This is a genomic window from Microcoleus sp. POL10_C6 (genome assembly GCF_036701585.1).
In the GTDB taxonomy this organism is placed as follows: Bacteria; Cyanobacteriota; Cyanobacteriia; order Cyanobacteriales; family Microcoleaceae; genus Microcoleus.
In genome coordinates this window covers 1-26,515 of record NZ_JAUBRB010000075.1, presented here as the reverse complement: position 1 = coordinate 26,515, position 26,515 = coordinate 1, and the positions used below count along the sequence as shown (strand labels likewise).

20 protein-coding genes are annotated in these 26,515 nt (G+C 45.6%); 6 read left to right on the top strand and 14 right to left on the bottom strand.

The genetic code is table 11. The features are described from left to right. Positions 1–73: 73 nt before the first annotated feature. The 4 genes from QUA34_RS27050 to QUA34_RS27035 form a co-directional block, all read right to left on the bottom strand. Positions 74–2,170 carry an AAA-like domain-containing protein gene (locus tag QUA34_RS27050; RefSeq protein WP_333390213.1) on the bottom strand — a complete coding sequence of 699 codons (2,097 nt, stop codon included), beginning with the start codon at positions 2,168–2,170 and terminating at the stop codon, positions 74–76. Continuing rightward, positions 2,170–3,894, bottom strand: a complete 1,725-nt coding sequence (locus QUA34_RS27045) for an AAA-like domain-containing protein (protein ID WP_333390211.1) — start codon at positions 3,892–3,894, stop codon at positions 2,170–2,172. The genes QUA34_RS27050 and QUA34_RS27045 overlap by 1 nt, the downstream gene beginning before the upstream one ends. A gap of 292 nt (positions 3,895–4,186) precedes the next feature. Then, positions 4,187–4,918: a WecB/TagA/CpsF family glycosyltransferase gene (locus QUA34_RS27040; RefSeq protein ID WP_333390209.1), complete on the bottom strand. Its 732-nt coding sequence runs from the start codon at positions 4,916–4,918 to the stop codon at positions 4,187–4,189. A gap of 205 nt (positions 4,919–5,123) precedes the next feature. After that, positions 5,124–5,261, bottom strand: a complete 138-nt coding sequence (locus QUA34_RS27035) for a hypothetical protein (RefSeq protein WP_333390207.1) — start codon at positions 5,259–5,261, stop codon at positions 5,124–5,126. Positions 5,262–5,372: 111 nt separating this feature from the next. On the opposite strand from QUA34_RS27035, the gene QUA34_RS27030 reads away from it, so the two are divergent. Next, a complete protein-coding gene (locus QUA34_RS27030) occupies positions 5,373–8,582 on the top strand; it encodes a glycoside hydrolase family 15 protein (RefSeq protein ID WP_333390206.1) in 3,210 nt (1,069 codons plus the stop codon). 289 nt (positions 8,583–8,871) lie between these two features. On the opposite strand, the gene hisB is transcribed toward QUA34_RS27030, so the two are convergent. Together hisB and fabI are read right to left on the bottom strand one after the other, a co-directional pair. Continuing rightward, positions 8,872–9,510: an imidazoleglycerol-phosphate dehydratase HisB gene (gene hisB / locus QUA34_RS27025; RefSeq protein WP_333390215.1), complete on the bottom strand. Its 639-nt coding sequence runs from the start codon at positions 9,508–9,510 to the stop codon at positions 8,872–8,874. A gap of 307 nt (positions 9,511–9,817) precedes the next feature. Further along, on the bottom strand, positions 9,818–10,594 hold the full coding sequence (fabI, locus tag QUA34_RS27020; protein ID WP_006634022.1) for an enoyl-ACP reductase FabI: 777 nt from the start codon (positions 10,592–10,594) through the stop codon (positions 9,818–9,820). Between the two features lie 329 nt (positions 10,595–10,923). Between fabI and ntcA the strand changes: the two genes are divergently transcribed. From ntcA to QUA34_RS27005, 3 genes are all read left to right on the top strand, one after another. Then, complete coding sequence (ntcA, locus tag QUA34_RS27015; RefSeq protein ID WP_006634020.1) at positions 10,924–11,589, top strand: global nitrogen regulator NtcA; 666 nt, start codon at positions 10,924–10,926, stop codon at positions 11,587–11,589. A 77-nt stretch (positions 11,590–11,666) separates the two neighbouring features. Beyond that, the gene (locus QUA34_RS27010; RefSeq protein ID WP_333390204.1) at positions 11,667–13,349 is read left to right on the top strand and encodes a DUF3084 domain-containing protein; all 1,683 of its coding nucleotides are present in this window, start codon (positions 11,667–11,669) and stop codon (positions 13,347–13,349) included. Positions 13,350–13,378: 29 nt separating this feature from the next. After that, positions 13,379–13,774: a pre-16S rRNA-processing nuclease YqgF gene (locus QUA34_RS27005; RefSeq protein ID WP_333324611.1), complete on the top strand. Its 396-nt coding sequence runs from the start codon at positions 13,379–13,381 to the stop codon at positions 13,772–13,774. Positions 13,775–13,908: 134 nt separating this feature from the next. Here QUA34_RS27005 and QUA34_RS27000 read toward each other — a convergent pair whose 3' ends face one another. Both QUA34_RS27000 and QUA34_RS26995 read right to left on the bottom strand, forming a co-directional pair. Then, the gene (locus QUA34_RS27000; protein ID WP_333086135.1) at positions 13,909–14,355 is read right to left on the bottom strand and encodes a hypothetical protein; all 447 of its coding nucleotides are present in this window, start codon (positions 14,353–14,355) and stop codon (positions 13,909–13,911) included. Between the two features lie 575 nt (positions 14,356–14,930). After that, positions 14,931–16,511 carry a photosystem II high light acclimation radical SAM protein gene (locus QUA34_RS26995; RefSeq protein ID WP_333390202.1) on the bottom strand — a complete coding sequence of 527 codons (1,581 nt, stop codon included), beginning with the start codon at positions 16,509–16,511 and terminating at the stop codon, positions 14,931–14,933. Between the two features lie 374 nt (positions 16,512–16,885). On the opposite strand from QUA34_RS26995, the gene QUA34_RS26990 reads away from it, so the two are divergent. Both QUA34_RS26990 and QUA34_RS26985 read left to right on the top strand, forming a co-directional pair. Next, positions 16,886–17,275, top strand: coding sequence for a DUF1830 domain-containing protein (locus tag QUA34_RS26990; protein WP_333390200.1), 390 nt, complete (start codon positions 16,886–16,888; stop codon positions 17,273–17,275). A 237-nt stretch (positions 17,276–17,512) separates the two neighbouring features. Continuing rightward, positions 17,513–18,103 (top strand): hypothetical protein, encoded by a 591-nt coding sequence (locus tag QUA34_RS26985; RefSeq protein WP_333390198.1) that lies wholly within the window; start codon positions 17,513–17,515, stop codon positions 18,101–18,103. A gap of 140 nt (positions 18,104–18,243) precedes the next feature. Here QUA34_RS26985 and QUA34_RS26980 read toward each other — a convergent pair whose 3' ends face one another. From QUA34_RS26980 to QUA34_RS26955, 6 genes are all read right to left on the bottom strand, one after another. After that, positions 18,244–19,329 (bottom strand): DUF3474 domain-containing protein, encoded by a 1,086-nt coding sequence (locus QUA34_RS26980; RefSeq protein WP_333390196.1) that lies wholly within the window; start codon positions 19,327–19,329, stop codon positions 18,244–18,246. 740 nt (positions 19,330–20,069) lie between these two features. After that, positions 20,070–21,536 (bottom strand): amidophosphoribosyltransferase, encoded by a 1,467-nt coding sequence (gene purF, locus QUA34_RS26975; protein ID WP_333080646.1) that lies wholly within the window; start codon positions 21,534–21,536, stop codon positions 20,070–20,072. Between the two features lie 567 nt (positions 21,537–22,103). After that, entirely contained in the window at positions 22,104–24,140 is a 2,037-nt protein-coding gene (locus tag QUA34_RS26970) for a bifunctional serine/threonine-protein kinase/formylglycine-generating enzyme family protein (RefSeq protein WP_333390194.1), read from the bottom strand. Between the two features lie 213 nt (positions 24,141–24,353). Then, positions 24,354–24,701, bottom strand: coding sequence for a DUF5615 family PIN-like protein (locus QUA34_RS26965; protein ID WP_333144913.1), 348 nt, complete (start codon positions 24,699–24,701; stop codon positions 24,354–24,356). Positions 24,702–24,705: 4 nt separating this feature from the next. Next, positions 24,706–25,065, bottom strand: coding sequence for a DUF433 domain-containing protein (locus tag QUA34_RS26960; protein ID WP_333080638.1), 360 nt, complete (start codon positions 25,063–25,065; stop codon positions 24,706–24,708). Positions 25,066–25,407: 342 nt separating this feature from the next. Beyond that, positions 25,408–26,418, bottom strand: a complete 1,011-nt coding sequence (locus QUA34_RS26955) for an SUMF1/EgtB/PvdO family nonheme iron enzyme (RefSeq protein WP_445242852.1) — start codon at positions 26,416–26,418, stop codon at positions 25,408–25,410. Positions 26,419–26,515 lie beyond the last annotated feature (97 nt).

Sequence of the window (26,515 nt, the reverse complement as noted above, 5' to 3'; positions counted from 1 at the left end):
GACTGAATCTGTCTTGAGTACTCGTTCTTGTCGGATTCCTCCTTCTCTTCTGCCACGCTAACCCCGTGAACTTCTACTTTTCATGTCCTTCCAGGGTTTTTAGAAGTTTGCCATCGCGACTCCAGAATTTGATTGTTTTGTCCTGACTGGCAGAAGCAAGAGTTTTGCCATCGGGACTCCAACTTACACCATTGATATATCCTTTGTGTTCAGTGAGATTTTTCCGAAGCTTGCCATCACGATTCCAGAGTTTGATTGTTTTGTCGCCACTACCAGAAGCAAGAGTTTGACCATCGGGACTCCAGCTAACGCTATTAACATTCTTCGAGTGTTTTTCCAAGGTAGCAATTTTCTTGCCGTTGCGACTCCAGAGTATTATTGTGGAATCAGCACTACCAGAAGCAAGAATTTGACCATCAGGACTCCAGCTAAGGCTAGTAACCCAATTTTGATGCCCTGACAAATTATTGTATTCTCTTGCATCATTCATCACATTTCCCAGAGCAGTTATGACTTGTGCTTGGGTATCTTTTTGATTCCTAGCTGACTTATCTATTTGTTTGAGTGCTTGTCCTGCTCTTAATGCTTGGAGTAATGCCTTCACTTCTTGATTAGACACAAGCAATAGATCGGCAGATGCACTACTTATATTTGCGTTTGCTAAATTGTTGGCTTGTTCAACTTGTCTCAATTGGTGGAAAGCAAACACACCTGCGCCAAGTGCAAGTAATATAGATACTCCAGCAAAAAATGAAGTCATCCTCCTAATTTTTTGTGCTTGTTGTTTGGCTACTCTTTCTTCCCCTAACGCCAATTCTGCTTTCTGCCTCGCCGCACTTAAAATTTGATTAGCTTCTTTCTCTGCTGCCAAATTTCGTTCAAATTCCCGCTTTTCTAAGTCGCGACTAGCATCCAAAAACCGATAATCTTGCACGCTCAAACTTTTTCCTGCCGCCCAAGTTTGAGCATCTTGCAAAGCCTGACCTCGCAACAATCGCGATTCATCTTGACAAACGGAATCTTCCCAAGCTTTAAAATTTTCGCTATAAGGACGGAGATTCGCCAACTGTCTTTCCACCCAATCCAGGTTAAAAACAGATTGATAAAGTCGGTTATAAACTTTAAGTTTACCAGATTGCTTCACTACCAAACCTGTTAAGCGGAGTTCCATTTGTTCGGGACTATCATCAGATGTAATCTCATCATGTTGCAGAATTTGCTGATATAGTCCCAGCAACCGACTGGCACGTTGGTCGCTATGCAAAATACGGTCTCTAATCGTCTTCAAATGCTCCGGTTCATCCTGTCCTTCCCAATTGTCAATTATTTTTTCTTGTACTAAATTTGCTACCCAATCAGCGGAGGGGACAATCGAAGTCGAATTAAGATAATTTTTGATTAATTTACAAAGTTTATGCGTTAAAAATGGCTGTCCGCCAGTCCAAGATAATACTGCTTCCAGCAAAGCTTGAGAATTTTCTGTTTGAGTTTCTAACCCAACTGCCAAAGGTTGTGCTTCTGCTAATTGAAAACCCGTTAACTCAATTGCCCGCCCGATATTAAACGGAGTGCGAAGGTGATTACTAATTAGATCGGAAGGTGTTGCTACTCCAATCAAAGCAAAGGTTAGGCGGTTATATTCTGGTTTATCTGCACGCTGGTTAAAACAATCGCGAATAACGGCAAAAAAGTCATCGATATTAAATGGCAGAGCCAATACACTATCAATTTCATCAATAAATATCACGATAGATTTATCGATTAATTCCAGCAATACCTCTCCGATAAACTTGCTGAAACGTTGGACAGGAGAGACTAATTCGTGACTCATCCACCATTCATAGGAATCGAAATTATTGTAGAGTTCAAAACTATTTACCAGCGAGTCAATGATTCCAAAATACCACTCTTTAGGAGTAATATTTGCAGTACCAATTGCTGTAACATCAACGGCAGCACAGGCAAATCCTTCTTGCTGCAATCTAGCCATTGTTTGCACGCGCAAGCTAGATTTACCCATCTGTCGCGAGTTGAGAACGTAACAAAATTCTCCGGCTTTTAATCCGTCATAAAAATCTTGGTCAGCTTGTCTCCTAACATAGGTTGGTGCATCAACAGGTAAACTACCACCTACTTGATATTCGTAATGTAAATCAGGTTTTTCATTCATTAATGAACTCCCAATCGATCTTTAAAATAAAGGCGGTAGAGATTGCACAGAGGAATTACATCATTACCTCGCAGTTTCACTAAACCCAGACTCCGAAGTTTAAACGCTAGATTTGCTTCTAATCGTACCGGAGGGGAACTAGCAATTACTTGTTTCATTGCTGCTGCCAAATTAGGATCGTCAGTGACATTAAATAAATGGCGACGTAAATGATCGCCATAAATTCCTTCTTCAGTAGGTGCCATCTGTAAAAATTGTTTGAGGTTCAAAGAACCGCGAGCAATTTCATAGAGGGCTTTTCTTAACAGGTAAGGATGTCCGTCCACCATTCCTATCAGTTGTTCAATTTCACTTTCCGAGCAATTCACTTGATGTTTTTGTACTAATTCATTAATTTGTTGATGGTTGAATTCCGGCAACTCAATTGGTAAACCGACATTAAACGGCGATTGGTTGATATTGAGGGGAATATAAACTTCTTTGGAATGGGAGATAACTAAACGCAGTTTTTTCCAAGCTGGTTCGTTTTTCCCTTTTTCATGCCACGCCCGCAGCAATCCAAAGAATTCTTGGGCAACTTCGGGATGTTGGAACACTTGATCTACTTCATCTAATCCTAAAGTTAATGGTGAGGTAATTGTTGCTAACAGGTAGCGCTGAAAATAGTTGCCGCATTTTTGCTTGCTCCCCATGCCTTGTTTCCAGTAGTCTGCTACTCGATATTCTAAGTTTAATTCATTGGTGATGTCGCCACAGAACCACTGCAACAGCTCATCAAGGTTGGTAAGAAAACTTGCATCAGCCGATTGAAAGTTTAAATACGCTGTTTGATGTCCTTGTTCCCTTGCCTGGTGCAGAATGCGCTGTAATAAAGAAGTTTTTCCCATTTGACGGGGTGCTTTTACTCGGATCAAAGCTCCTGGTTTAACAATGGTTTGATAGCAGTCGGATTCGATGGGAGGACGATGGATATATAGCTGACAATCTAAGCTAACAGAACCTTCTGGGTTATCTAAGTTGGAAATTGAAATAGCCGGTGAGGTGATGGATCGGGTATTTTCAACCGCAACAGGTGGATCTTCAACATTCTCGCTCACTGCTGCATCTAAAGCCTCTCTCCCTTCCACTGTTGTCTCTACAGGAGAATCAGGCTTTGTCCTCAATACCGGCGTCAGTTCTTCAGGAATGCCGGCCATACTAATACTGGTACAGCCCCATTCATAGGCGAATTCGACAGTTCTACCGGCACCCAATGCGTCATAAAATCCTACTGCGAATTCTCTGGCAGCATTATCACCGACGGCTTGGTTCATGCCAATCACATAAGGAATATGGGCAGCGATGGCTTTGGCTTGCACTTCTGAATAACAAGCGTTTAGTACCACACACTCTACTTGATCCTGAAACAGTTTAAAGAGGCCGGCTAATGCTTTTGCATTCACCAGCTTAATTTGTCCTGTGTCATCTTCAAGGGCTAACCCGCCTTCTCCTGCACCATGTCCGGAAAAATGGACAATTTCTGGATTAAAATCTAAGACTGCTCGCTGCATTTCTCTGGGCGTTACCGCCCACTGTTGCTCCAGTTGAAATTTGTCACGCTTTTTAGAACGTTGCAACCCATCGGCAATTTCTTGAACCTCTTTACCTAAGCGCAGGGGCGTGGAGTTTTTGGGGTTAGCTGCCAAAAACAAGATGGTTTTTTTCTTTCTTGGGGAACTACTCATAAATGGGATTTTGACTAAAGGTGATTCGCTATTACTCCCTTTGGGCCCCAAGAATATCTAGTGAAGAGGACAAGGCTTTGCTGCGGGCTTTTATAGATATTGGCTCGCGATCGCCCTAAAAGATATTATTGTTTTTTTGGTGCCGATCTGCTTACTAGATTAAGTTTACCAGCTCTACGCAAATATACTGTATTATGTCAGATAAATTAACCACAATTATTGTAGAGACGGGTTCACGCGCGATCGGCAATATCAGCCATAACTCCCGTAAACCCGATTCTAGTGGGAACTTTTACCCTCGAAAATCCCCCAAAGCTTTCAATGCAAATTGTGGCAAAGCTAACATCCTGCGCCACCGCCAAGGTTCTTGATAAAGCCGATACAGCCATTCTAAATGATTGTCGCAAAACCAAGCCGGCGCGCGGGTTTTTGTTCCCGCCCAAATATCGAAACTGCCGCCAACTCCCACCCAAATCGAATCAGGACAAAGGTGTCGGTGTTCGGCAATCCAAAATTCTTGGCGTGGCACTCCCAAGCCTACAAAAATCACTTTTGGCTGCATTTGTTTGAGGCTTGCACGGAAGTCTTTCTCTTCATCTGCGGAAAGATAACCGTGTTGAGAAGCAATCGACAATCCCTTAACTTTTTGCTGCCAAGTTTTGGCTGCAGCAGCCGCTACTCCTGGGGAACCTCCAAAGAAAAATAGTGGTTCCGAATCAGGCAATTTTCCGCCTTGTTGCAGCAGCGATTCTGCTAATTCAATCCCCGGATAGCGCTGTGCCGGTTTGCCACGCAGCCGCAAGTACAGCACCACTCCCGAACCGTCGGGAATCACGAGTTCCGCTTTGCGGATTACATCTGCTAAGGCCTGATTTTGCTCGGCTTGCATCGCCATTTCAGCATTCAGCGTCACGACGTGACTTCCCAACCCTTGATGCAGGCGCTGCATCAGCCAACCTGCATAATCATCTAATATGTGAACTGGTAGTCCCAGCACTGAAAATTGCGGCTGCGATCGATCCATATTTTTTTTTGAGATTCCTACACACCTAGTTATTTAAATTAGCTGAGATTGGCGATCGACGCTAGACCAGTTTTGGTCGCAAAAAACCCGGTTAGTGCCACCAAGAGTCTGTTAAGTCATCGTTCGGTGGCCCAGAAACCGGTTTTTTTGTAAGCGACGGGTCGCGCAAGTTCATTAGAGTTTGCCCGCCAAGTGCGATCGAGCATTAGTGTTCGATTTTTTTGACAGAGCCGTCGGCGTACCATTCCATCGGTACTAGTTCAACTTTACCATTAATTTTCACTGTAGAGTAGACAACTTTCACGAAAGGAACGCTGTTGTTATTGTGGTTTTGGGTAGACATGGCAATCACCTTGTTGTGTTTGGATAACTTGAGAAATGATCTAATCTCTGATATATTTAAAAGTCTATTCACCGCAATTCGGCTCGCATCAGGAAAAAGAAGGAACACGAAATGGCGATCGCAAAAACCCAGCGGCAAACCAGGTTAGATTATTACTACCAGCAAATCAAAAACATCATCCTCAAGCGCCAAAATCCAATTACTGGTTTGCTGCCGGCGAGTACCGCCGTTAACGCCCACGGCGACTACACCGATGCCTGGGTGCGGGATAACGTGTACAGCATTCTCGCGGTTTGGGGTTTGGGTTTAGCTTACCGCAAAATTGATGGAGATCAGGGCAGAACATTTGAACTCGAACACAGCACAGTCAAACTGATGCGCGGCTTGCTGTTTGCGATGATGCAGCAATCGAGTAAAGTAGAACGTTTTAAAAATACTCAGTCGCCGCTAGATGCCCTCCACGCTAAATACAATACTCAAACTGGAGGTATTGTTGTCGGTGATGACAAGTGGGGACATTTACAGTTAGACGCTACATCTATATTCTTATTAATTCTTGCTCAAATGACGGCTTCCGGGCTGCACGTAATTTTTACAATTGATGAAGTCAATTTCGTGCAGAATTTAGTTTACTACATCGGTAGAGCCTACCGGACGCCGGATTACGGAATTTGGGAAAGAGGTCATAAAATCAATCGAGGCAATGCAGAATTGAACGCCAGTTCAGTTGGCATGGCAAAAGCAGCCCTGGAAGCAATAAATGGGTTAGATTTGTTCGGTATTCAAGGTTCTCAAGCATCTGTTATTCACGTTTTGCCCGACGAAATTGCCAGAAGTCGCATTACTTTGGAATCGCTTTTGCCTCGCGAATCTAGTTCAAAAGAAGTAGATGCCGCTTTATTGAGTGTGATTAGTTTTCCGGCTTTTGCTGTGGAAGATCGAGAATTAATAGAACGGACTCGAAATAAGATTATTGACAAATTGCAAGGAAAATACGGCTGCAAGCGGTTTCTGCGGGACGGACACCAAACAGTCTTGGAAGATGCCGATCGCCTGCACTACGAACCCACAGAATTAAGGCAGTTCGAGCACATTGAATGCGAGTGGCCGCTATTTTTCACTTATTTATTGTTGGACGGCATATTTCAGGGAAATCAAGCCCAAGTGCAGGAGTACCAGCAGCGTTTGGAATCTCTAGCAGTTGCTCGCTCTGGTGTGCCACTACTACCAGAATTGTACTACGTCCCCGCCGAAAATATAGAAGCAGAAAAGCTCAATCCCAGCAGCCAGCAGCGCTTACCCAATGAAAATATTCCCCTCGTTTGGGCGCAAAGTTTGTATTTTCTCGGTCAATTGCTGAACGAAGGATTAATCGCTGTTGGCGACATCGACCCGCTGGGAAGGCACCTGTCAGTGGGCCAACACAGAGAACCTTTAGTGCAGATTGCACTTTTAGCTGAAGATGAAGATTTGCAAGCAGAATTAGCCGCTAACGGCATTGCGGCACAAACTCCAAAACAGGTAGAACCTATTCAAGTCCGCCAGACTAAAGAATTATCAGCTATTTACACGCAAATTGGACGCAACGATCAATTAGGCTTAACCGGCCGCCCCGTGCGCCGTTTGCGGAGTTTAACAACTTCTAGGGTGTTTAAAATTCGCGAAGAGGCGATCGTATTTCTCCCCTCATTTTTGAACAGACAAGAGTTTTACTTAACTTTAGATTACCATTTTTTAGTAGCTCAAATCAAGAGCGAAATAGCTCACATTCACCGCCACTGGTATCAGTTGGGACGCCCTACGGTAACGCTGATGCTGACTCACACGATGCTGGAAACCGGGCGGGAAGCGTTGTTACAATTAATGAAGGAATTCCGGGATGGACACTGTAACAACACGCCAGTTAAACTCGGAAATCTTAAGCAGTTAATGCTGACCGCTGGCACCGAAAGAATTGATTTCATGCACGATTTTGAATTTACCGAATCTCCGGTGACAGGTGCAGTAGAAACGCGCAGTTATCTAACTTACAATCCGGAAAAGACTTGGCCTTTGGGTCACACGCAAGAATTTAAATTAGAGTGCGAAACTAATACTCAATTCTTGCTAACTAGCCTGCGCGATTCAGAAAACTTGTACGAACAAATTGAGTTGCTGCACACGTTAGTTCGCCTCAAAGGATTAAATTTTGATACAGGATTTGGAGGGGCGGAAGAAACCGTTAAAGTTGTGGATTTGCTCAACGAAGTTTATATAAAAGCTGGAGAAAGTTCGCAATCAAAAATCCAATGGGCAGTCATCCGCCATGCCGCAGGTTTGCTGGACAAAGTTGATATCAGCTTGTCCGATGCGGTGACAGACATTTTGGTGCGGCAAAAACAGATTGCTGTGGGGAAAGCTTACAGCGAAGATTCGATAATTTCGCGACCCGGATCTTACACGGAAGTGATGGACAAAATTCGCCAATTCTGCGGAGAAGACATTCGCGATCGAGTTCTAACTCAAGAAGTTCTCATCTACCTCGGCCTGCTAATTAAAGCCGAACCGCAGTTATTTAAAGGCCTGCTGACGCTAAGAGTTAGCTACTTTATTTTGCTGCTGACTAGCGAGTTTGCCCGCGAATTGGGAGTTACGCAAAATGAAGCTTACGAACATTTAATGCAGCTAAGCCCCTTTGAAATCAAAAATCGCCTGCGCCAAGTGTTGACAGAATACGAGGAAATGAATCAAATCCTCAAACAGCAAGAATCCCTGCGCGTCAAACAGCCGGAAAAAGATATTGAATGGGTAGTAGCGTCAGTTTCTGAAGAACCAACAATGCCTGGGGGAGGATGGCGCAGGAAGCGACAGATGGAAGGTACTGTCAATCGCGTACCGAAGGATTTTTATCCGAGTGTTTGGGGACTGCTGCGGCACTGCAAAGGCTTGATAATTGGCGACAAATTAGAGCGGCGCAATCGCTTAGATAGCCATATCATTTTATCGGAAATGACGCCAGGGGAAAAGAATTTTGCGCTACAAATCGAGCATTTGCTGAATAAAATTGTCGCACCAGAATATCGGCAAGTAAATATTGAGGCGCTGATGGAGTTGGCGGCGATCGCGCAGCGCAACCCAGAATTGCAAGTAGAAGAATACATCGTTTTAGATGTATTAGTCGGTCACGCGGTGCGGCTGAATTGGCAAGGAAAACACCCGGAAAGAGCAGATAAATACGACGAAGATAAAGCGGCGGCTTGGCAAGCTTTTTACAATACTTCGCCTTACGTTTGTGCGAGTCATGTACTGGATGCTTTCCGATTCTTGACGAAGTTTGGATAGACAGGAATAAAGCAAGCCTGTCACACTCAAACCGAATTGTAGGGTGCGTCCGAGGAATTTTTCTAACAATTATCGAGGTTTTTTGGTCTGACTCACCTTACTAACTGTGCCAGTTGCGTAAGTCGTGATAGATTGAGTGTGGCGGGTTAGTAAAAGTGTCGATCGACCTTTTTGTAGTAAAGACTTCAGTTTTTTCTTTGCCAGCTTATCAGCAAAGTATTATAACTATTTAACTCGACATGGTATCACAGGTTAGTAGTAGCGCCCAAACGCTACTACTAACCCCGAACTACAAAACTCCTTTAGAACTCGGAATCCGACTGGCGCGCCGCGGATCGATTTCTACCGCCATCCGCAGAGCTCGCGCAAATGCCTTAAACGCCGCTTCCACAATGTGATGAGAATTCCCGCCCTGCAACTGTCGAATGTGCAGTGTCATTTGAGTGTGGTTCACCACCGCCGAAAAAAACTCTCTCACTAATTCAGTATCGTAAGTGCCGATCCGCTGGTTGGGAATTTCCAAGCTGTAACTTAAGTGAGGCCGTCCCGAAAAATCTAGCACTACTTCAATTAAAGCTTCATCCAAAGGTGCGATGAAATGCCCGAAGCGAGAAATGCCCGATCGATCCCCGACAGCTTTTGCCAGCGCTTGGCCCAAGGTAATTCCCACATCTTCGTTCGTGTGGTGGTCATCAATCGCCAAATCCCCGATCGCCTGCACGTCCAAATCGATCAATCCGTGAGAAGCAATCTGGTGCAACATATGGTCTAAAAACGGAATCCCCGTAGACGCTTTGCAAGTTCCTACACCATCAAGATTGAGGCTGGCCGTGACATCCGTTTCTAGTGTCGTGCGTTTCACCAGGGCGGCCCTAGCTGGTTGAACTGAATTTGCAGGAGGAAGAGAAGGGCGATCGATTATCTCCATAATTCGCAATTGGTCATTCATTAGTTATTGATAATTAGTAATTTGAGAACGGGATTTTTTTAGTGTTGAGTCTCAAGCGAGGGGCGGGTTGTGCATACAACTGACATCAGACACCAATGTCAATCAAGGGATTTTTGGTGGGTGGGGGCGGGTTTATTTAACCTGTCTGTCACGGGAGAAAGTTTTTGGTGAACCCGCCCCTACAGGTTCTTGAAAATGGTGCAAGAAGATGCGAGATAAAACTTACTTGTTAAAGTTAAAGTTTATTGTCTAAACCCGCCCCTACATAACTCAAAATTCTCGACTGTTACATTCCCATGATTTCGTAACCGGCATCGACATACAAAACTTGACCCGTAATTCCGCTAGCGAGATTGCTGCACAGAAAAGCCGCAGCATTTCCCACTTCCTGCTGAGTCACCGTCCGCCGCAGCGGCGCCACTTCCTCAACGTGGTGGATCATGTCCAGAATACCGCCAACTGCTGACGAAGCCAGAGTCCGAATCGGGCCCGAAGAAATCGCATTTACCCGAATATTTAACGGGCCGAGTTCAGCAGCCAGATAGCGAACATTCATTTCCAAAGCCGCCTTAGCAATTCCCATCACATTATAATTAGGAACTACCCGGACGCCGCCCAAATAAGTCAGGGTCACAATACTGCCACCCTCGGCCATCAGTGGTTTAGCAGCAGCACAAAGCCGCACCAGCGAATAAGCGCTAATATCCAAAGCATTGGAGAAACCTTGGCGCGAAGTGTTGGTGAAGTCTCCCGAAAGTTCGTCCTTGCCGGCAAAAGCCAGACAGTGGATCAGGACATCTAACTTGCCCCACTTGTCGGCGATGGTTTGAAAAGTAGACTCAATTTCGCTCTCGTCTTGGACATTGCAGGGCAAATACAGACTGGGATTGAGCGGTTCCACCAGTTCAGCGACTTTGCGCTCGTGCTTGCCTTTCTCGTCCTTCAAATAAGTTATGCCGAGGTTGGCCCCAGCTTTGTGGAGCTGCTGAGCGATGCCCCAGGCGATCGAGCGATTATTGGCAATGCCCGTAACAAGAGCATTTTTTCCGGTCAAATCTATCATCTGTAGTTTATCTAAAAGCAACTTGCACCGTTCTCATTGGCTCTCTGCGACAACCCCGCCAGTTTAGACACAACTGATTCAGATTTAACTGATTGAGACACAATTGAGACACAATTGAGACACAATTGATATTAATTTGGCTGTGGAGCTACATGGGGGCGGAATTGAAAAAGTTAAGAGAAGGGCTAGATTTAATCATACAGTGCGTGTTTACCTTAACATTAGATGGAAGTAACCGAATCCTTGGATATTGGAGGTTGGGCAGTATATTTACTCAATAAGGTTAATCGACAAGTTATAAAGTATTGATTAGTACAAAGGATCTAGTCGTGACGCATGATAGACCGCTAGCAGCCGTGTTCCGCCAAATCAGCGGCGGGGCGTTTCCACCCATTGTGGAAACCTTTGAACGGGGCAAGACAATTTTTTTCCCTGGAGACCCGGCTGAGCGCGTCTACGTTCTCATTAGAGGTGCTGTGAAGCTCTCCAGGGTGTACGAAGCAGGGGAAGAAATTACAGTCGCCCTCCTGCGCGAAAATAGCGTATTTGGGGTGCTGTCTCTGATTACGGGACACCGATCGGACAGGTTTTACCACGCGGTAGCCTTTACGCCGGTGGAATTGATCTCGCTGCCGATCGAACAAGTCGAGAAAGCGCTCAAGGAAGACCCGGAACTCTCGATGGTGATGCTGCGGGGACTGTCGTCTCGGATTTTGCAAACCGAGATGATGATTGAAACGCTGGCGCACCGAGATATGGGTTCGAGACTTGTCAGCTTTTTGCTGATTCTGTGCCGGGATTTTGGCGTGCCCGGTACAGAGGGGATTACGATAGATTTGAAGCTGTCCCACCAGGCGATCGCCGAAGCGATCGGCTCGACACGGGTAACTGTGACTCGTTTGCTCGGGGATCTCAGACAAGAAACCATGATCTCGATCCACAAGAAAAAGATCACAGTCCACAACCCGGTGGCCCTAAGCCAGCAATTCACTTGATGCCGAGAAAGTATAGGATTTTGGATTTTGGATTTTAGATTCAATCCAAAATCCAAAATCCAAAATCTAAAATCGGAATGACTGCTGGATACATCCTGGTATTTGTAATTTTAGTGTTAGGGGGTGTGATCGCCACTGTCAGCGATCGCCTTGGGACGAAAGTCGGCAAGGCAAGGTTGAGCTTATTCAAACTTCGCCCCCGCGATACTGCTGTTGTTGTGACAGTGATGGCTGGCAGCATCTTGTCAGCACTGACTCTGGGCATTTTGTTTGCTACTAGCAAGCCGCTGCGAACGGGAGTTTTTAGAATAGACGAGATTCAAAAAAGGCTCAACAACGCTCGCAGAGAAATCAACCAAGCCACTCAAGAAAAAAATCGAGTTGAAACTGAATTAGCTCAAGCCAGAGCCGCCCAAGCGCAAGCTAGAGCCAATTTAGAGCAAATTAATCAATCCCTCCAAGCAGCTAATGCTGAGCAAGCTCGAACGCAAACAAAATTAAACTCGCTGCGGGCCCAGCTCAACAGCGTGCAAGCAGCCAAGTCTAAAACTGAAGAGCAGTTAAGTCAGGTAGAAGCAGCTAAATCTCAGACAGAAGAACAGCTCAGCAGTGTGGAAGCGGCTAAATCCCGCACCGAAGAACAGTTGAAACTGGTTGAAACGATCCGATCGACTACACAAGCTCAGCTCGATCGCACCGAGAACCAATTGAAAACAGTTTCTGGTCAAAAAACGACTTTAGGAGCGGAAATCGCCCAACTGCAAGAGGAACGCCAACAGTTAATCGAGCAGGTAAAAACTCAAATTGCCCAGCGCGATCAAGAAATTGCCAAGCGAGAGAGAGAAATTGCTAGGCGAGACGCAGAAATTGTCGATCGCAACGAACTAATTGCCCAACGGGACAAGGAAATTGCTCAGCGGGTGCAAAATCTCGCCGAGCGCGATCGAACTATTGTCGAGCGCGACAAAGTAATTGCCGAGAGGGAAGCACTCCTAGAAACCTTGGCACAGCAACAATCTCAACTCGAACAGCAACAAACTTTATTGCAGCAGCAAGTGCAAGTTTTGGAACGCGATTTTCAGGCAATCCGCGAGGGTACAGTTGCCATCAGGCGCGGTCAAATTTTAGCTGCGGGCGTGGTTCGTATTATTGAACCCGGTATGGCGAGTCGCGCGATCGATCGACTCTTGCAAGAAGCAAATAAAACCACCGTCGGACTGATGCAGCCGGAAAATAGGAAGGTTAGAGACCAGGTTATTCAAATTACTAAAGCAGAAATCGATCAACTAATTAGTCAGATTAAAGACGGTCAAGATTACGTGGTGCGGATTGTCGCCGGCGCTAATTACCTGCGGGAAGAAAAGGTAATTAAGGTATTTGCAGAAGCAGAAATCAATCGAGTTGTGTTCCGCGCTGGAGATGTGATTGCAGGGGTTGCTGTCGATCCCGTGACTTTGACCCACGAACAGGTGCGGCAGCAGTTGCTGCAATTGATAGAAGCTTGTCAATTTCGCGCTCGCCTGATCGGTGTTGTCGGCGGTAGAGTTCAAGTGGCCGACAGTCAGATTGAAACTTTAGCTGGTTTTATCGAGCGATTGCAGCAGTACGAGAAACCGCTGGACGTTCAGGCGATCGCAGCAGATGTCACTTATATCGCCGGCCCGCTTAAAATAGATTTAGTTGCTCTTGAAAACGGAGCCGTTGTGTTCCGCACCGGACAACAAAAACAAGGCCCCGGAGACTTGAAAATTCAAAAATAAACTTGGTAATTAATAATAGGTAACTGGCTATGATTTTAGGTTTCGATCCAGGTAAAGACAAATGCGGCATAGCTGTAATGGGTAGAGATAAGAAGGTCTGCTACCATCAAGTTGTACCCTCGGAGAGTGCAATTTCTACTATTCAATCTTTGTGCGAACAGTTTCCCATTGAGTTATTGGTGCTCGGAGATCAAACGACTTCTAAGAGTTGGAAACAAAAACTAACGCAGAGTTTGTCGCCTGCGATCAAAATTGTTCAGGTTGACGAGAGGTACAGCAGTTTAGAAGCGAGGGAACGCTACTGGGAAATGTACCCTCCGACGGGACTCAACCGCTTGATTCCGAAGGGAATGCGGACGCCGCCGAGACCGGTGGACGATATTGTGGCGATCGTCCTAATTCAGAGGTATTTAAACAAAAGTTAGTCAATTTTATAAGCGTTACCACTGATGAGCTTGGAGAATTTAAGGAATCAATATGTTTTGGCGACTCTTGAATTTTTCACTTAAATAAAATACACCCTGAATTTAGTGAATTTATGATTAAATAACAATTAGTGTTACTTGATCACACCTTCGGTCAAAATTACCTTACCATTTTGCCGGACTTGTAGGCGTTGGGGGTTAATGGAATAGATAATATTGCCGTTAGTCGCTTCATAAGTTCCGTCGTCACCTGTCGTTACTTGCATGACATTGATTTGGCTGCCATTTATTTTGCTGAGGCCTCGGTAAAAAATATCGCCTTCCTGGGTTTTGCAAATGTATATAGAAAAGTTGGGCGTTGCGAAAAATTGCACCATTTCGGCTCTCGGACATCCCTCAACTTGAGCAATTTGTAGCGGTTGATTATTGCCCAAAGTGTTGGGTGCGATCGCCCGAACTTTGTCAATCGGTTGATTTAGTGCAGTTGCTTCTGCTGAGGCAGTCAAAAAGCAGATCGCACTAATGCCTGCCATAACTAGAACTACTCCTTTAATGCCCTTAACTCTCTCCTTATAAAACATCTTGTCACTCCTGGTTTTAACTATATAATTACATCTTAAGCTATCTTGGCTGGATATTAATAATATTTAATGTCAGAGGTGAGATGTGCAGGGAACAGGGTCGGTTTAAGTAAGGTGCGAACTGTCCACCCTACACCAGTGAAAATACATAAGTATGTCAATGCGATCGCCGGAAAGCAATCTCTTGCATTTATGACATTTTTAAGGTTTTATGACTTGTTCACGCTGATTTGAGAAACCGGGTTTCTTCATATATTTCTCGTTACTAAACCTTTGATTTTCCTAGAAACCGGGTTTATAGTCCCCCAGGCGATCGCTAACTGACTCTTTTACAGGGTAATGTTTATTTGCGCTTAGCTATTTAGTGATATCATGTCCGATCGAGTGACCGAGATTAAAAGGGCTGGTTTTTGAGATTGTCAATTATGGGCAGATATTTTTGGTGAGGGGAACTCCTACCGTATTAGGGTAATCGACCGGACATAATATGAATAAAAAAAGGGAAACAGAAGATACATTTTTACTCCCATTTCCCCTGTTGAAAAGAACCGTCGTCCTGACGGGGAACCTGGTAATTAATTAACTGCTGCCAACTGTTTGTCTTTAATTTCCACTGGCGCGGTTAATGCTTCTTCCAAATCCGCACAGCCGAGTTTTTCCTCCAAAATAGCCATCACTTCGCGGCCGAAATCATTGGAATTACGCTGCCAAGCTTCTAAACAAATTTGCCCGAAAAACGAACCCAAAGGTTCGGGATTCCACAGCAACTTGCGCGCTGTCCAAGGCATCAAACTCATCGGATCGTAACCAGGTTGCAGAATATCCTTTTTAAAGGCGTATTCTTCCAAAATTGTGTGTGGCTGCAACCCGATAAAGAAAATAGCTGGTTCTACTTTATCTACTCCGAAAATTCGCTCTAATTCTCGGTGATAAGCAATAGTTTGCCGGATAGTTTCAAAGGTTTCGTCAATGACGTTAAACGAGTAATTCACGGAAACCACATCGTTGTAACCGGCTGCTTTTAAATCGCGGCAATTTTCCAAAACTACTCGCAAGTTATAGCCCATCCGCATTTTGCGAACCAGTTCCTGGGAACCGCTGGTGATGCCGATTTCAAAGTAATTCATCCCCGTTTTTACCATCAAATCGCACAATTCGGGTGTGAGATTGTCCGCACGGATGTAAGCAGCCCAGTGTATGTCGTCCATGCCGGCGGCGATGATTTTTTGCAATAATTCGATCGCATCATCGATGAATTTGCGTGCTGGGATAAATTGAGCGTCGGTAAACCAGAAATTGCGGATACCTCGATCGTACAATTGCCGAATCTCCGCTACCACCTCATCCGCCGGATTAATCCGCACTTGTTTCCCTTCAATCACCGTATAAATGCAGTAACAGCAATTGTGAGGACAGCCGCGCTTGGTTTGGACTCCCACGTAGAAGTCCATATCCTGTAGATAATAGGAAAATTCCGGCCAAATCGTTTCGATGTAGTTATAATCGCAGGCTGTTTTCTCGATGTTGGCTGGCTTTTCGTGAATTAGCTTCGCGCGCGGCACAGTTTCTCCCACCACATAACATCTTTCCTCGGCCAAATCTTCGCCCTTAATCAACTTCTCCAGCAAAGCTTCGCCTTCCCCCACCGAAACCACAGTTCCCGCCGGCAAACTGCGTCCCAACTGCTCGTAAAACACGCTCACAGCACCGCCTCCGACCACTGCACGAGCTTCGGGGCGGTATTTCCGGGCCCGCTTCAATCCGCGCTTAATCAGTCCCAAATTGCGCCAGAGTTCGGTGTAGTAAGACGCGGCTAAACGCAGTCCTCCGAGGGCTCCCCGGAACTTGATCAGCGGATTTTTGGCGTAGTAAAACTCGAAGGCATTTTGCAACGGGTTGCCACCCCTGCCGCCCACGGGCGCGTAAATTTGAATGTCCCGCCAAGAGAAAACCAGCAGCGTCGGCTTAAACTCGTCTATGCTGGCATCTAAAGCTTTAGCGAAATCCAGGGGGGGTACGGCACCTAAATCGAAAATGCGCTGTTCGACATCGGGAAACAGCTTGTGTACGTGATCCGAAAGATAGACAACTCCGATCGGGAAAATAGGATTGCAAGGGAGGCGAACGTACAGGACTCGGTTTTCTCGGTTTTCCATGATTGCCATATCCTAAAGTGGAACTTTTTCAGCTATGTTAATATTCTTTTAATATAACTTTACAATATGTCTAATTTTCGCAATTTGACATTAAATATTCTTAAATTTTTCTATTTGGCTCAAGGCCGAGCTTGTTAGTGTCGATCGGCGACAGCAGTAGAAAAAAGCTAATTTTTAAGTCAATACAGCGTATTTTGACTTAAAATCCCAGCGGGGAGTCAAAAATGCGATATTTATCCGGTTAGATTTTAATTTAAGTTCGATCGGTCTCTCATGTATTAGGGAGTTGGTAGTCGGCTTTACAGTAGGCGGGATCACCTAGTGTTAGCCTGAGAAGATAACTAAAACTTTTAGGCAAGGCTCCCTCAGCAGTTATGGCTCAAATTCTTGACCCCGTACCCTCAGACACCGACAGCAAGATTCTGTGCTGCTACGTCAACGCCACCAGTCAAATTCAGATTGCTCGCATCGCCAACATTCCTAACTGGTACTTTGAACGAGTGGTGTTTCCCGGACAGCGCTTAGTGTTTGAAGCGATGCCCGCTGCAGCATTGGAAATTCACACCGGGATGATGGCCAGTGCAATTTTGTCGGATAAAATTCCTTGCGATCGCTTGCAGATTAACGAAGGCCCCTATTCCAACGTCAATCCTAGCAGATCGCGAGAGGCAGTTCCGGGCGATCGAGCAGCAATGACTGGCCGCCCCAAATCCCGAGAAATCTCAGAACCTCTGACTGTATCGGCACTAACGGCCGTTGATTAATTGAAGTTGTGAGTTTTGAGTTATAAATTGTCAGTGAATTGATAACTCCGCGCTCAAAATTCCAACTTCAGCAAAGCCTTAAAAACTCAACACTTAAGAATCAAAGTTTGTGAAATGAATTTTAGATCAAAACTCCCGACGGCAAATATTGTCCGGTTTTTCCTATTTCCCTGAGTTTGGTTGGCGGGTTCGGCAACTGTGCAAAAATATCATTAAACAGCTTCTCGAATTTCAGCCATGTCAGCACAACCTCTTGCTTCTTCCCCATCTTCGGCCCCAGTATTTGAGCCGGCGGTATTCCGGCTTTCTCCCCTGATTAGAATCACGCTGTTGAGCTTGTACACAGCCCTGACAATTCCCTTGCCGTTTTTGTCGGAAGTAACAAAAGCACCGGTTCCCCCGGCGACCCTCTGGGTGGCAATCGTTGTCGGCGCTGTGGGCCTGTACGGCGTGCTCAGTGAAAGGGTAATTTTGAGCGAGGAGGGGATTGAAGTCACATATCCCAACTGGTTTCCGCGTTGGTTTCGCAAGGGTTGGTCGCTACCTTGGACTGAGGTAAAAGCTCTCAAACCTCGATCAACAGGTCAAGGAGGTTTAGTTTACTATTTTTTGAGTCATTCGGGTGAAGGTTATTTGTTGCCAATGCGAGTGGCTGGGTTTGGTAAATTAGTCGGTTTGGTAGAAGCAAAAACAGGCCTTGATACTAGAGATGTCCGCCCTTTGTCGCAGCCTTGGATGTATCTTATTTTGCTGGGATGTACGCTGCTGTTGCTGTTGGTAGATGCGTGGACTATTGTTACGGCGATCGGGCTTAAAGGTAATCTGTAAATTTCTTGTGGGGCGGGCAAGATGCCCGCCCCCAATATGCAGGCTAAATGTGGAACATCTTATTATCAAACACGCAGAAAAAAGAAAAACCCGGTTTCTTAAAGAAGCCGGGCTTTTACGTATTCTATTGTTTATTTAAGCTACTTAACTTCAGCCGATCGCCGGCTGTTAGGTGATTCGTAGTAAACTCCAGAACCTGTATCCGAGACAAAATGACAATCCCAGTAAGAGCGAATAAAACTCTTCCAAATTGGCTCGGTTGACTTGCGGTAATAATCGCCCAACACTGGCTTGATGGCTTCCGTTGCTTCCTTCAAGTGATAGTGCGGCATTGTCGAGAAAATGTGGTGGGCTACGTGAGTCCCGATGTCGTGATGGATGGAATTAATGATTCCGTAGTCGCGATCGATCGTAGACAATGCACCTTTCAAGAAAGACCAATCATTACCGCGATACCAAGGAATATCGGCTTCTGTGTGGTGCAGGAATGTTACCAAATCCAGCCACATCACGAACACTACATAGGGAACCAAGTAGAACTTGAGTAAAAACAGCCAACCAAACTGATAGGTTAGCGCGCCTAAAAAGCCTACCATCAGTACCAAGGATGCGGAACTCGTCAACACATCCCATTTTTCGGACGGACGGAAAAGCGGGCTACCGGGCATGAAGTGAGAACCAGTTCGATCGGGCGAGCGGCGAAATAGATAAATTGGATAGGCAAATAACATCAAATAAAAGCGTCCCAGCTTTTCGTACCAAGGCATTTGATTGTATTTGCTCTCCGATACCGGATACCAGCTTTCATCGTTATCTAAGCTGCCTGTATTGGCGTGGTGGGTTCGGTGGCTGATCCGCCAACCGTGGAAGGGCACGAGAATTGGAGCGTGAGAGAGGTGTCCGATCAGGTTGTTGAGCCATTTGCTCTTAGAAAATGAACCGTGTCCGCAGTCGTGGCCCACTACAAACAATGCCCAAAACATGGTTCCCTGCATCAACCAAAAGATTGGGTAAAAAAGCCAGGAATCGACGGTGTAGGCGATCGCATATAAACCTGCGATGATGCCAATATCTAAAAAGAAATAAGCCAGAGATTTCCATGCCGAGGGCTCAAAACAGTGGGCTGGAATGGCTGCCTTGATATCTTGAAGAGTAAAAGGTAACTCTGCTGTACGAGAGGATGAGCCTGGATTGCTCGCGGGATTGAGAATAGTATTTGATTGCACGAAGTTTCCGATTTAAGCTGACTTGAGAAACCGCATTCCGCCTTCTTTTAACAGTCAATCGATTTTAGATTTTAGATTTTAGATTTTAGATGCACTCCACAGATGAATCTGGGGGCTTAAACTAATATCTAAATTTTTTGGCTCTCCCCGACATGAGCCGGGGGGTTGTATCCCTATGCAGGTGAGGTCAGTTTCAACCTGCAAGGAGCCATATTTTTACTCTGCAAGGGTTTCTAAAGTTCTTTAGTTCGCATGAATAGCCCGTCCGCGATTCTCAAGCAAGTTGGCTTGTCGAATACTTGTGTCGGAAAAATTAGTGCGATCGACCCTGTTATCTGAAAAAATCTCCTGTGCCCGTTGTTGGTGCGAAATGCGACTTCAATCTGAGAGTGGACATCTGGAGGAACTACCTCCAGTCTGCAGGTAGCATACAGCGTTTCGAGCAAGAATTGTGAACGAGAGTGTAGGGAAAAACCATCGATTTTAGATTGGCGATTTTAGATTCAAGCACAAATCTCCAATCTTCAATCTTCAATCTCCAATCTCCAATCCGAGGGTTGGGTTTCACACAAGTTGTACCCAAGGGACTGTTCACTACAGTTCACCAATTCTGCAAGAATTGCTACAGCTAAGTTAATGTAACATTTCTACACACATTTTGGCAACGACTTACCAGAAAATTTTGAAAATCCCTAAATCGCGGAAATTGACGGGCGACCGCTTTCTCGCTTTTTGATTTTCTAGGTTCCAGCTTTTTCTAATATGAGCTTAGACCGTTTTACCATTTCTGGAACGTCGATCGGATAATCACCAGTGAAACAGGCCGAACAAAAACTCATCGGGTCTTCGTTAGTCGCTTTCAGCATTCCATCCCAACTCAAGAAAGCCAAAGAATCAACCCCAATTTGGACGCCGATTTCTGCGACTGACTTAGTAGCAGCAATCAACTGATCTTGATTGTCGGTGTCGATCCCGTAGAAACAAGGATGTGTCACCGGCGGCGAAGAAATTCTCATGTGAACTGCCGTTGCGCCCGCATCCCGCAAGGCTTTGACGATTTTGCGACTGGTTGTGCCGCGCACGATCGAATCATCGATAATAATTACTCGCTTTCCTTCCAATACATCTTTGAGAGGGTTGAGTTTCATGCGGATTCCTGACTCTCGCATTGTCTGAGTCGGTTGAATAAAAGTGCGCCCGACGTAGCGATTTTTAATCAATCCTTCAGCGTAAGGAATGCCGGAAGCTTGAGAAAAGCCGATCGCCGCCGGGATTCCCGAATCAGGAACGCCGATGACTATATCAGCATCAGCCGGAGATTCTGCTGCCAACAAACGCCCGATCCGCAGTCGGTAGCTGTATAAACTTTCACCTTCCATTTGGCTGTCGGGTCGAGCAAAATAGATCATTTCAAAGATGCAAAGTTTGCGCTTTTGTTGCTGACTCCAGTGGAAGGAAGCCATACCTTCCTCTGTAATCCAAACTAATTCCCCCGGTTCTACGTCCCGCAAAAATTCAGCACCAATAATATCTAAGCCACAAGTTTCCGATGCTAAAACGTATCGTACCGGAGTTGTGGGGAGGATGCCAATTACCAACGGGCGGACGCCCTGGGGGTCGCGGACTCCCATCACGCCTTTGGGGGTGGCGATCGTCAAACTAAAGGCTCCTTGGCACATACCAAAGGCGCTGATCGCTGCTTCCAGCCAGTCTTTGCCCTTGTCTACTTCGGAACCGATCGCCACTGCGATCGCCTCTGAATCCGTCGTACTGACAAATTCGCACTTCCGAGACAGCAATTCTTCGCGCAATTCTTTTGTATTGACAAGATTCCCGTTATGTGCTAATGCCAGACTTCCCAAACGGGTTTGGACGACAACAGGTTGAGCGTTGACCACGCGCGAGGAGCCGGTAGTAGAGTAGCGAGTGTGGCCTACTGCTAAGTTACCGGGCAAGTGACCTAAACTCGATTCGTTAAAGACTTGGGAAACCAGTCCCATATCTTTGTGCAGGTGGACTTTTTCACCTTCAAAGGTGGCAATTCCTGCTGATTCCTGACCGCGGTGCTGCAAAGCATACAAACCGAAGTAGGTCAACTTGGCGACATCTTCACCCGGTGCGTAGATACCGAAAACGCCACAAGCTTCCTCGGGCTTGTCGGGTTTACTAGAATGCTCGTCAGCCGCGAAGGAATGGTTGGGAATCATAGATGGGTGGGTTCCTAATGGGGAAGGTGGGTTAGGGGGACAGTTTCAGCGGGAAATCTTGTTTGCGAAAGCGTCGCATAACTTAACATTCCCTTAATCTTGCCACGGATCTGTCATTATTTCCAACTCGTGTAGCATTTCAGACAGAAGCGATGCGGCGTTTAAGGGCATTGTAGTATCGATCGCTCGCAAATTCTATACTAACCTTGATTAAGGGCGGGCGAGGGATGCGGCGAGGGATGCGGCGATTGTCAAACGAAGTCCGCGCAACGCCAGACTGAAGAGATCGGCGATCGGGCCAGGGAAAATAAATTAGAAAGTTGCTTGAGGGGCTTTTTCAAATATTAGGATTTAAGGGCGATCGCTCTTGACTTTTCTGTGAGATTGACGTACTATATTATCATGGGAATCTGTGCGGCCATGTAAAGTCAATTTGGGGCGCAGCCAGTTAGGGCAATAGCACGGAGCAAATAAGTTTTTCAGTTTAATTTGTAGGGTGCGTCGCTGTGAAATTGTCGATCGAACTTGCAGATTGTTTCGGGCGACGCACCCTACGGCTTCAACCCGCTACGCGGAAACCAAAGCCACGCGAAAACCGATGTCCGAGTAACGATCGCCCGCCGAATTGCTAAGACGATACGCACTGCGACAATTCACCGCACTGTCGTTCCAGGAACCGCCACACCGCACCGGGCGATCGTTTCGATCGTTGTCGAGATGACTGCACCATTCCCAAACATTTCCGTGCATATCATAAAGTCCAAAAGCATTGGGTGAAAAATTCCCGACATCAGTTGTTTGTTTGCGGTAAAGTCCCTTCGAGGCCCCAGCGTAGGGATTATTGCCATTATAATTAACTAAATCCGGGGTAATTGTTTCACCAAAATAGAAAGGTGTTTTAGTTCCGGCGCGACAAGCATATTCCCATTCCGCTTGTGAAGGTAAGCGATAAGTCTTGCCTGTTTTTTTAGAAAGCCGCTTGCAGAATTCCACAGCGTCATTCCAGCTTACTTTTTCGACAGGAAGTTTCGCACCTTTGAACTCAGAAGGGTTATTTCCCATCACCGCTTGGTATTGTTCTTGAGTGATCTCATATTTACCCATAAAAAAAGCAGGGATATTCACGGTACGCGGAGGCCCTTCATAGCTACTTCGTCCGGCTTCCGTATCGGGCGAGCCCATCACGAAACTGCCGCCAGGAATTGCTACCATGTCTAGACTAATACCATTCCCCATATTTTCTATAAAAGCCTGTGCTTTTCCTTGACGGCGGTTGGCGATTTGCCCCGTTGAGTTGACTGTCACTATTTCAAAACTAAAGCTTTTTAAAGCATTGGAAAATGGCTGAGGTTTTGGAGTTTCTGGTGCGGGTTTTGGAGATGGTTTTGGCGATGATTTTGGCGATGGACTTGCTGCTACAGATTGTGGAGATGGTTTTGGCGATGAACTTTTGGCTGTAGTTTGTGGAGATGATTTTTGAGCTGATGATTTAGGAGATGGCGCCGCATTTTTGGATGAAGGTGGAAGATTTGGTGAAGATGAAGAAGTTTTGTTGTTCAACAAGCTTTGACCCAGCACAGCTAATGCAAATCCTCCCCCAGCAAAACCCGCTAATTGCAAGAAACCTCGCCTTGTTGTGTTAGTTGGTAACGGCAAAGAGTGTTGTGGAACCACAGGAATTGTGGGATTTAGTATCGGTGCGGGAGTTGGTATTGACTGACGTTGAAAATCTATTAAAACTTGCTCTGCAGATTGATAGCGCTGCTGGATATCTTTTGCCAACAACTTAGATAAAATCAATTCCAATCCCTTGTCTATGGGACTTTTCAAATGTTGCTGCCAATTTCCAGTCCAGCTATAACCGTGTTCCGTCCACAAACCATAAGGATGTACCCCCGTCAGTAGATGAAAAGCCGTCGCCCCCAAACTGAACAAATCGCTGGCTGCATAAGCTTCACCACCTTGCATTTGTTCAAGCGGTGCATAACCATGCGAACCAATTTGCGTTCCCCGTCTCGATATCACTGTTCCCGACAACTGTTTGGAGACTCCGAAATCAATCAGCATTAACACACCGTCGCTGCGACGGCGCATAATATTCTCAGGCTTGATATCTCGGTGAATGATTTTTTGTTCGTGAACAAACTTGAGAACAGGTAGAAGTTCGAGTAATAGTTGCTTAACTTGGTTTTCTTGCCAAATTCCCTGATTGTGGAAAAGCGTCAACAAATTATCTCCATCCACAAACTGCTGTACGAGATACAAATATTTGTTGTCTTCAAAGTAGGCATCTAGTGATGGAATTTGGGGATGTTGTCCTAGCTGTTGCAGTTGTCTAGCTTCTAGCTGAAATAATTCTACCGCTTTGTTAATCGCCCAAGTTCCCTGGACATCTGGTGCTAATTGTTTAACGACACAGGGTTGATTTAGTCTATCAATATCTTCTGCTAAATAGGTTCGACCGAAGCCACCTTGACCGAGGAGTTTGATCATGCGGAAACGATTTCGCAGGATGGGTACGAGTTCAAGGCCACAACTGATGCAATATGTTTGCCCGTCCGGGTTTTGAGGATTGGGGCAGTCGGGATTGATACAGCAAATCATTTATTGTATGAATGATACTGTTGATATTGTATAGGACTTACGCATGGGGGCGGTGAAACCGGGTTTTTTTACGAAAAGACCCGTTGCACCTCGCACACTCGGTAAAAAACCCGGTTATGAAGGCGGAGTGCGTCCAGTAGTCTAATTTGTAGGGTGCGGATATGTGAGATTTGCATCTTACTTGGAGATTGTAGATAGAATTATTAAATTCAATTAAGATATGGACGGCGGCCCAGAACGATAGACACGAATCACTTTCCCCGTCAGTATCTCAGCAGTAGATATCGCATCATTAATATTCGCACTCAGTCTAGGCATATCGTCATCTCGCGTGCAGGCAATAATACCGCAATGGTCAGGTTTCAGCTTGTGCAGTTGAAAGAAATCGCGCCGATTGATGGTCAAAACAGCTCGATTGTCACTGATGGCAAATACTAATACATCCTCATCAGGTAGTCCAGCATTTCCTGCTTCTTGAACAGTCAGGATATCATGACCCAAAGATCGCAGATTCTGCACAACTTGTCGGGGAAAGTGTTCGTCTGCATAGAGACGTGCCATAGGTTTATTTGATATTTTCCGGTGTATCTAAGATTTCGTCAGCATCATCTTGCTGTCGAATTGCTGACTCAATTTCGTCAGGATAAGCTTCTGTATAAGCCCAAACATTTACCAAATCAGCAGCACTGAGATGGGGGTAGCAGTCTAAGATAAAAGCATCGGTAGCGCCGTCATTGCGATAGCTGGCGAGCAACCAAACGGGAATGCGAGTTTTGTCAATACAAGCATCACCGCCCATCACGCCGGGAGTTTTGGTTATCGGGCGGCCGCTGTTTTTCAGGCTTTGAGTTAAGATGCCGATCGCCTCAGCTTTTTCGATCGCCGTTAAGGCCAGGAGTTGTACTTCTAATTCTTCGATTGTCATATAAATTTGGGGATTTATGAATTGTGTAGCTATGTGATATTGTAAGGCGATATCTCTATCAGTTATCAAGCTCGGTAGGCTTAATTCTGCGGTAGGGGCGGGTTTTACCAACCATCTATCTCGGAACCAACAACATAATAAACCCGCCCCGGCATAATCTCCGAATCCTCTTCACAAGCCCCCGGATTCATCTGTGGGGTCGATGTTTGAATTCTTTAATCTAAAATCTAAAATCTAAAATCTAAAATCGATTGACTGACTCTCACAGTGCGTCGCTGCGAGATTGTTGATTTGATTTGCAGATTGTTCAATGCGACGCACCCTACCACTACTACGCGGAAACTAGGACGAGGAAGAAACCGAAGCTACCGCCACGCGAAAACCCCTGTCCCAGCACCCGTCGTTCGCCCAGCGGTTGATACGATCGGCACTACGGGAATAGAGCGCATGGTTGTTCCAGGAACCACCACGCAGCACCCGCTTATTATCCGTTCCAGTTTCCCAAGAACTTCCGTCAGTCGGTGCGCCACTATAATTATCGTGCCATTTATCGCTGCACCATTCCCAAACATTCCCCTGCATATCATACAAACCAAACGGATTCGGCGGAAAACTCCCCACATCCGTTGTTTGTTTGCGGTACAGTCCCTTGGGCGCACAACCGTAGGGATAATTGCCATCATAATTAACTAAATCTGGGGTAATTGTTTCGCCAAAATAGAAAGGTGTTGTAGTTCCCGCGCGACAAGCATATTCCCATTCCGCTTCCGATGGTAAACGATAAGTCTTCCCTGTTTTTTCAGAAAGCTTGCGGCAGAATTTCACAGCCTCATCCCAGCTAACTTGTTCTACAGGGAGTTGTTTGCTTTTGAAAAGACCTTTGAAATGAGAAGGGTTATTCCCCATCAACGCTTGATATTGTGCTTGAGTGACTGGATATTTACCCATAAAAAAAGGAGAGATATTAACAGTACGCTGCAGCCCTTCATTGTTACTTCGCCCTGCTTCCGTATTAGGGGAACCCATCACGAAACTGCCACCAGGAATTGCTACCATGTCTAAGGTTGCACCGCTACCTAAATTTTCACTAAAAAATTGTGCTTCACGGCGTTGACCGCTACTTATATTACCCCGCACATCAACTGTCACCGGGTCAAAGTCAAACCTTTTTAAAGTCTGTATAAAATTTGGTGTTGACTGACTTTGAAAATCTCTTAAAACTTCCTCGGCTGATTGATAGCGCTGCTGGATATCTTTTGCCAACAACTTAGATAAAATCAATTCCAATCCCTTGTCTATGGGGCTTTTCAAATGTTGCTGCCAATTGGCCGTCCAACTATAACCTTGATCCACCCACAAATCAAAAGGATATAGGTAAGGATTCAGGTCTAAATTTGAGGAATTAAAGATGGTTCTTGCAGATCTGGATTAACCATCGCTTTTATAGCTT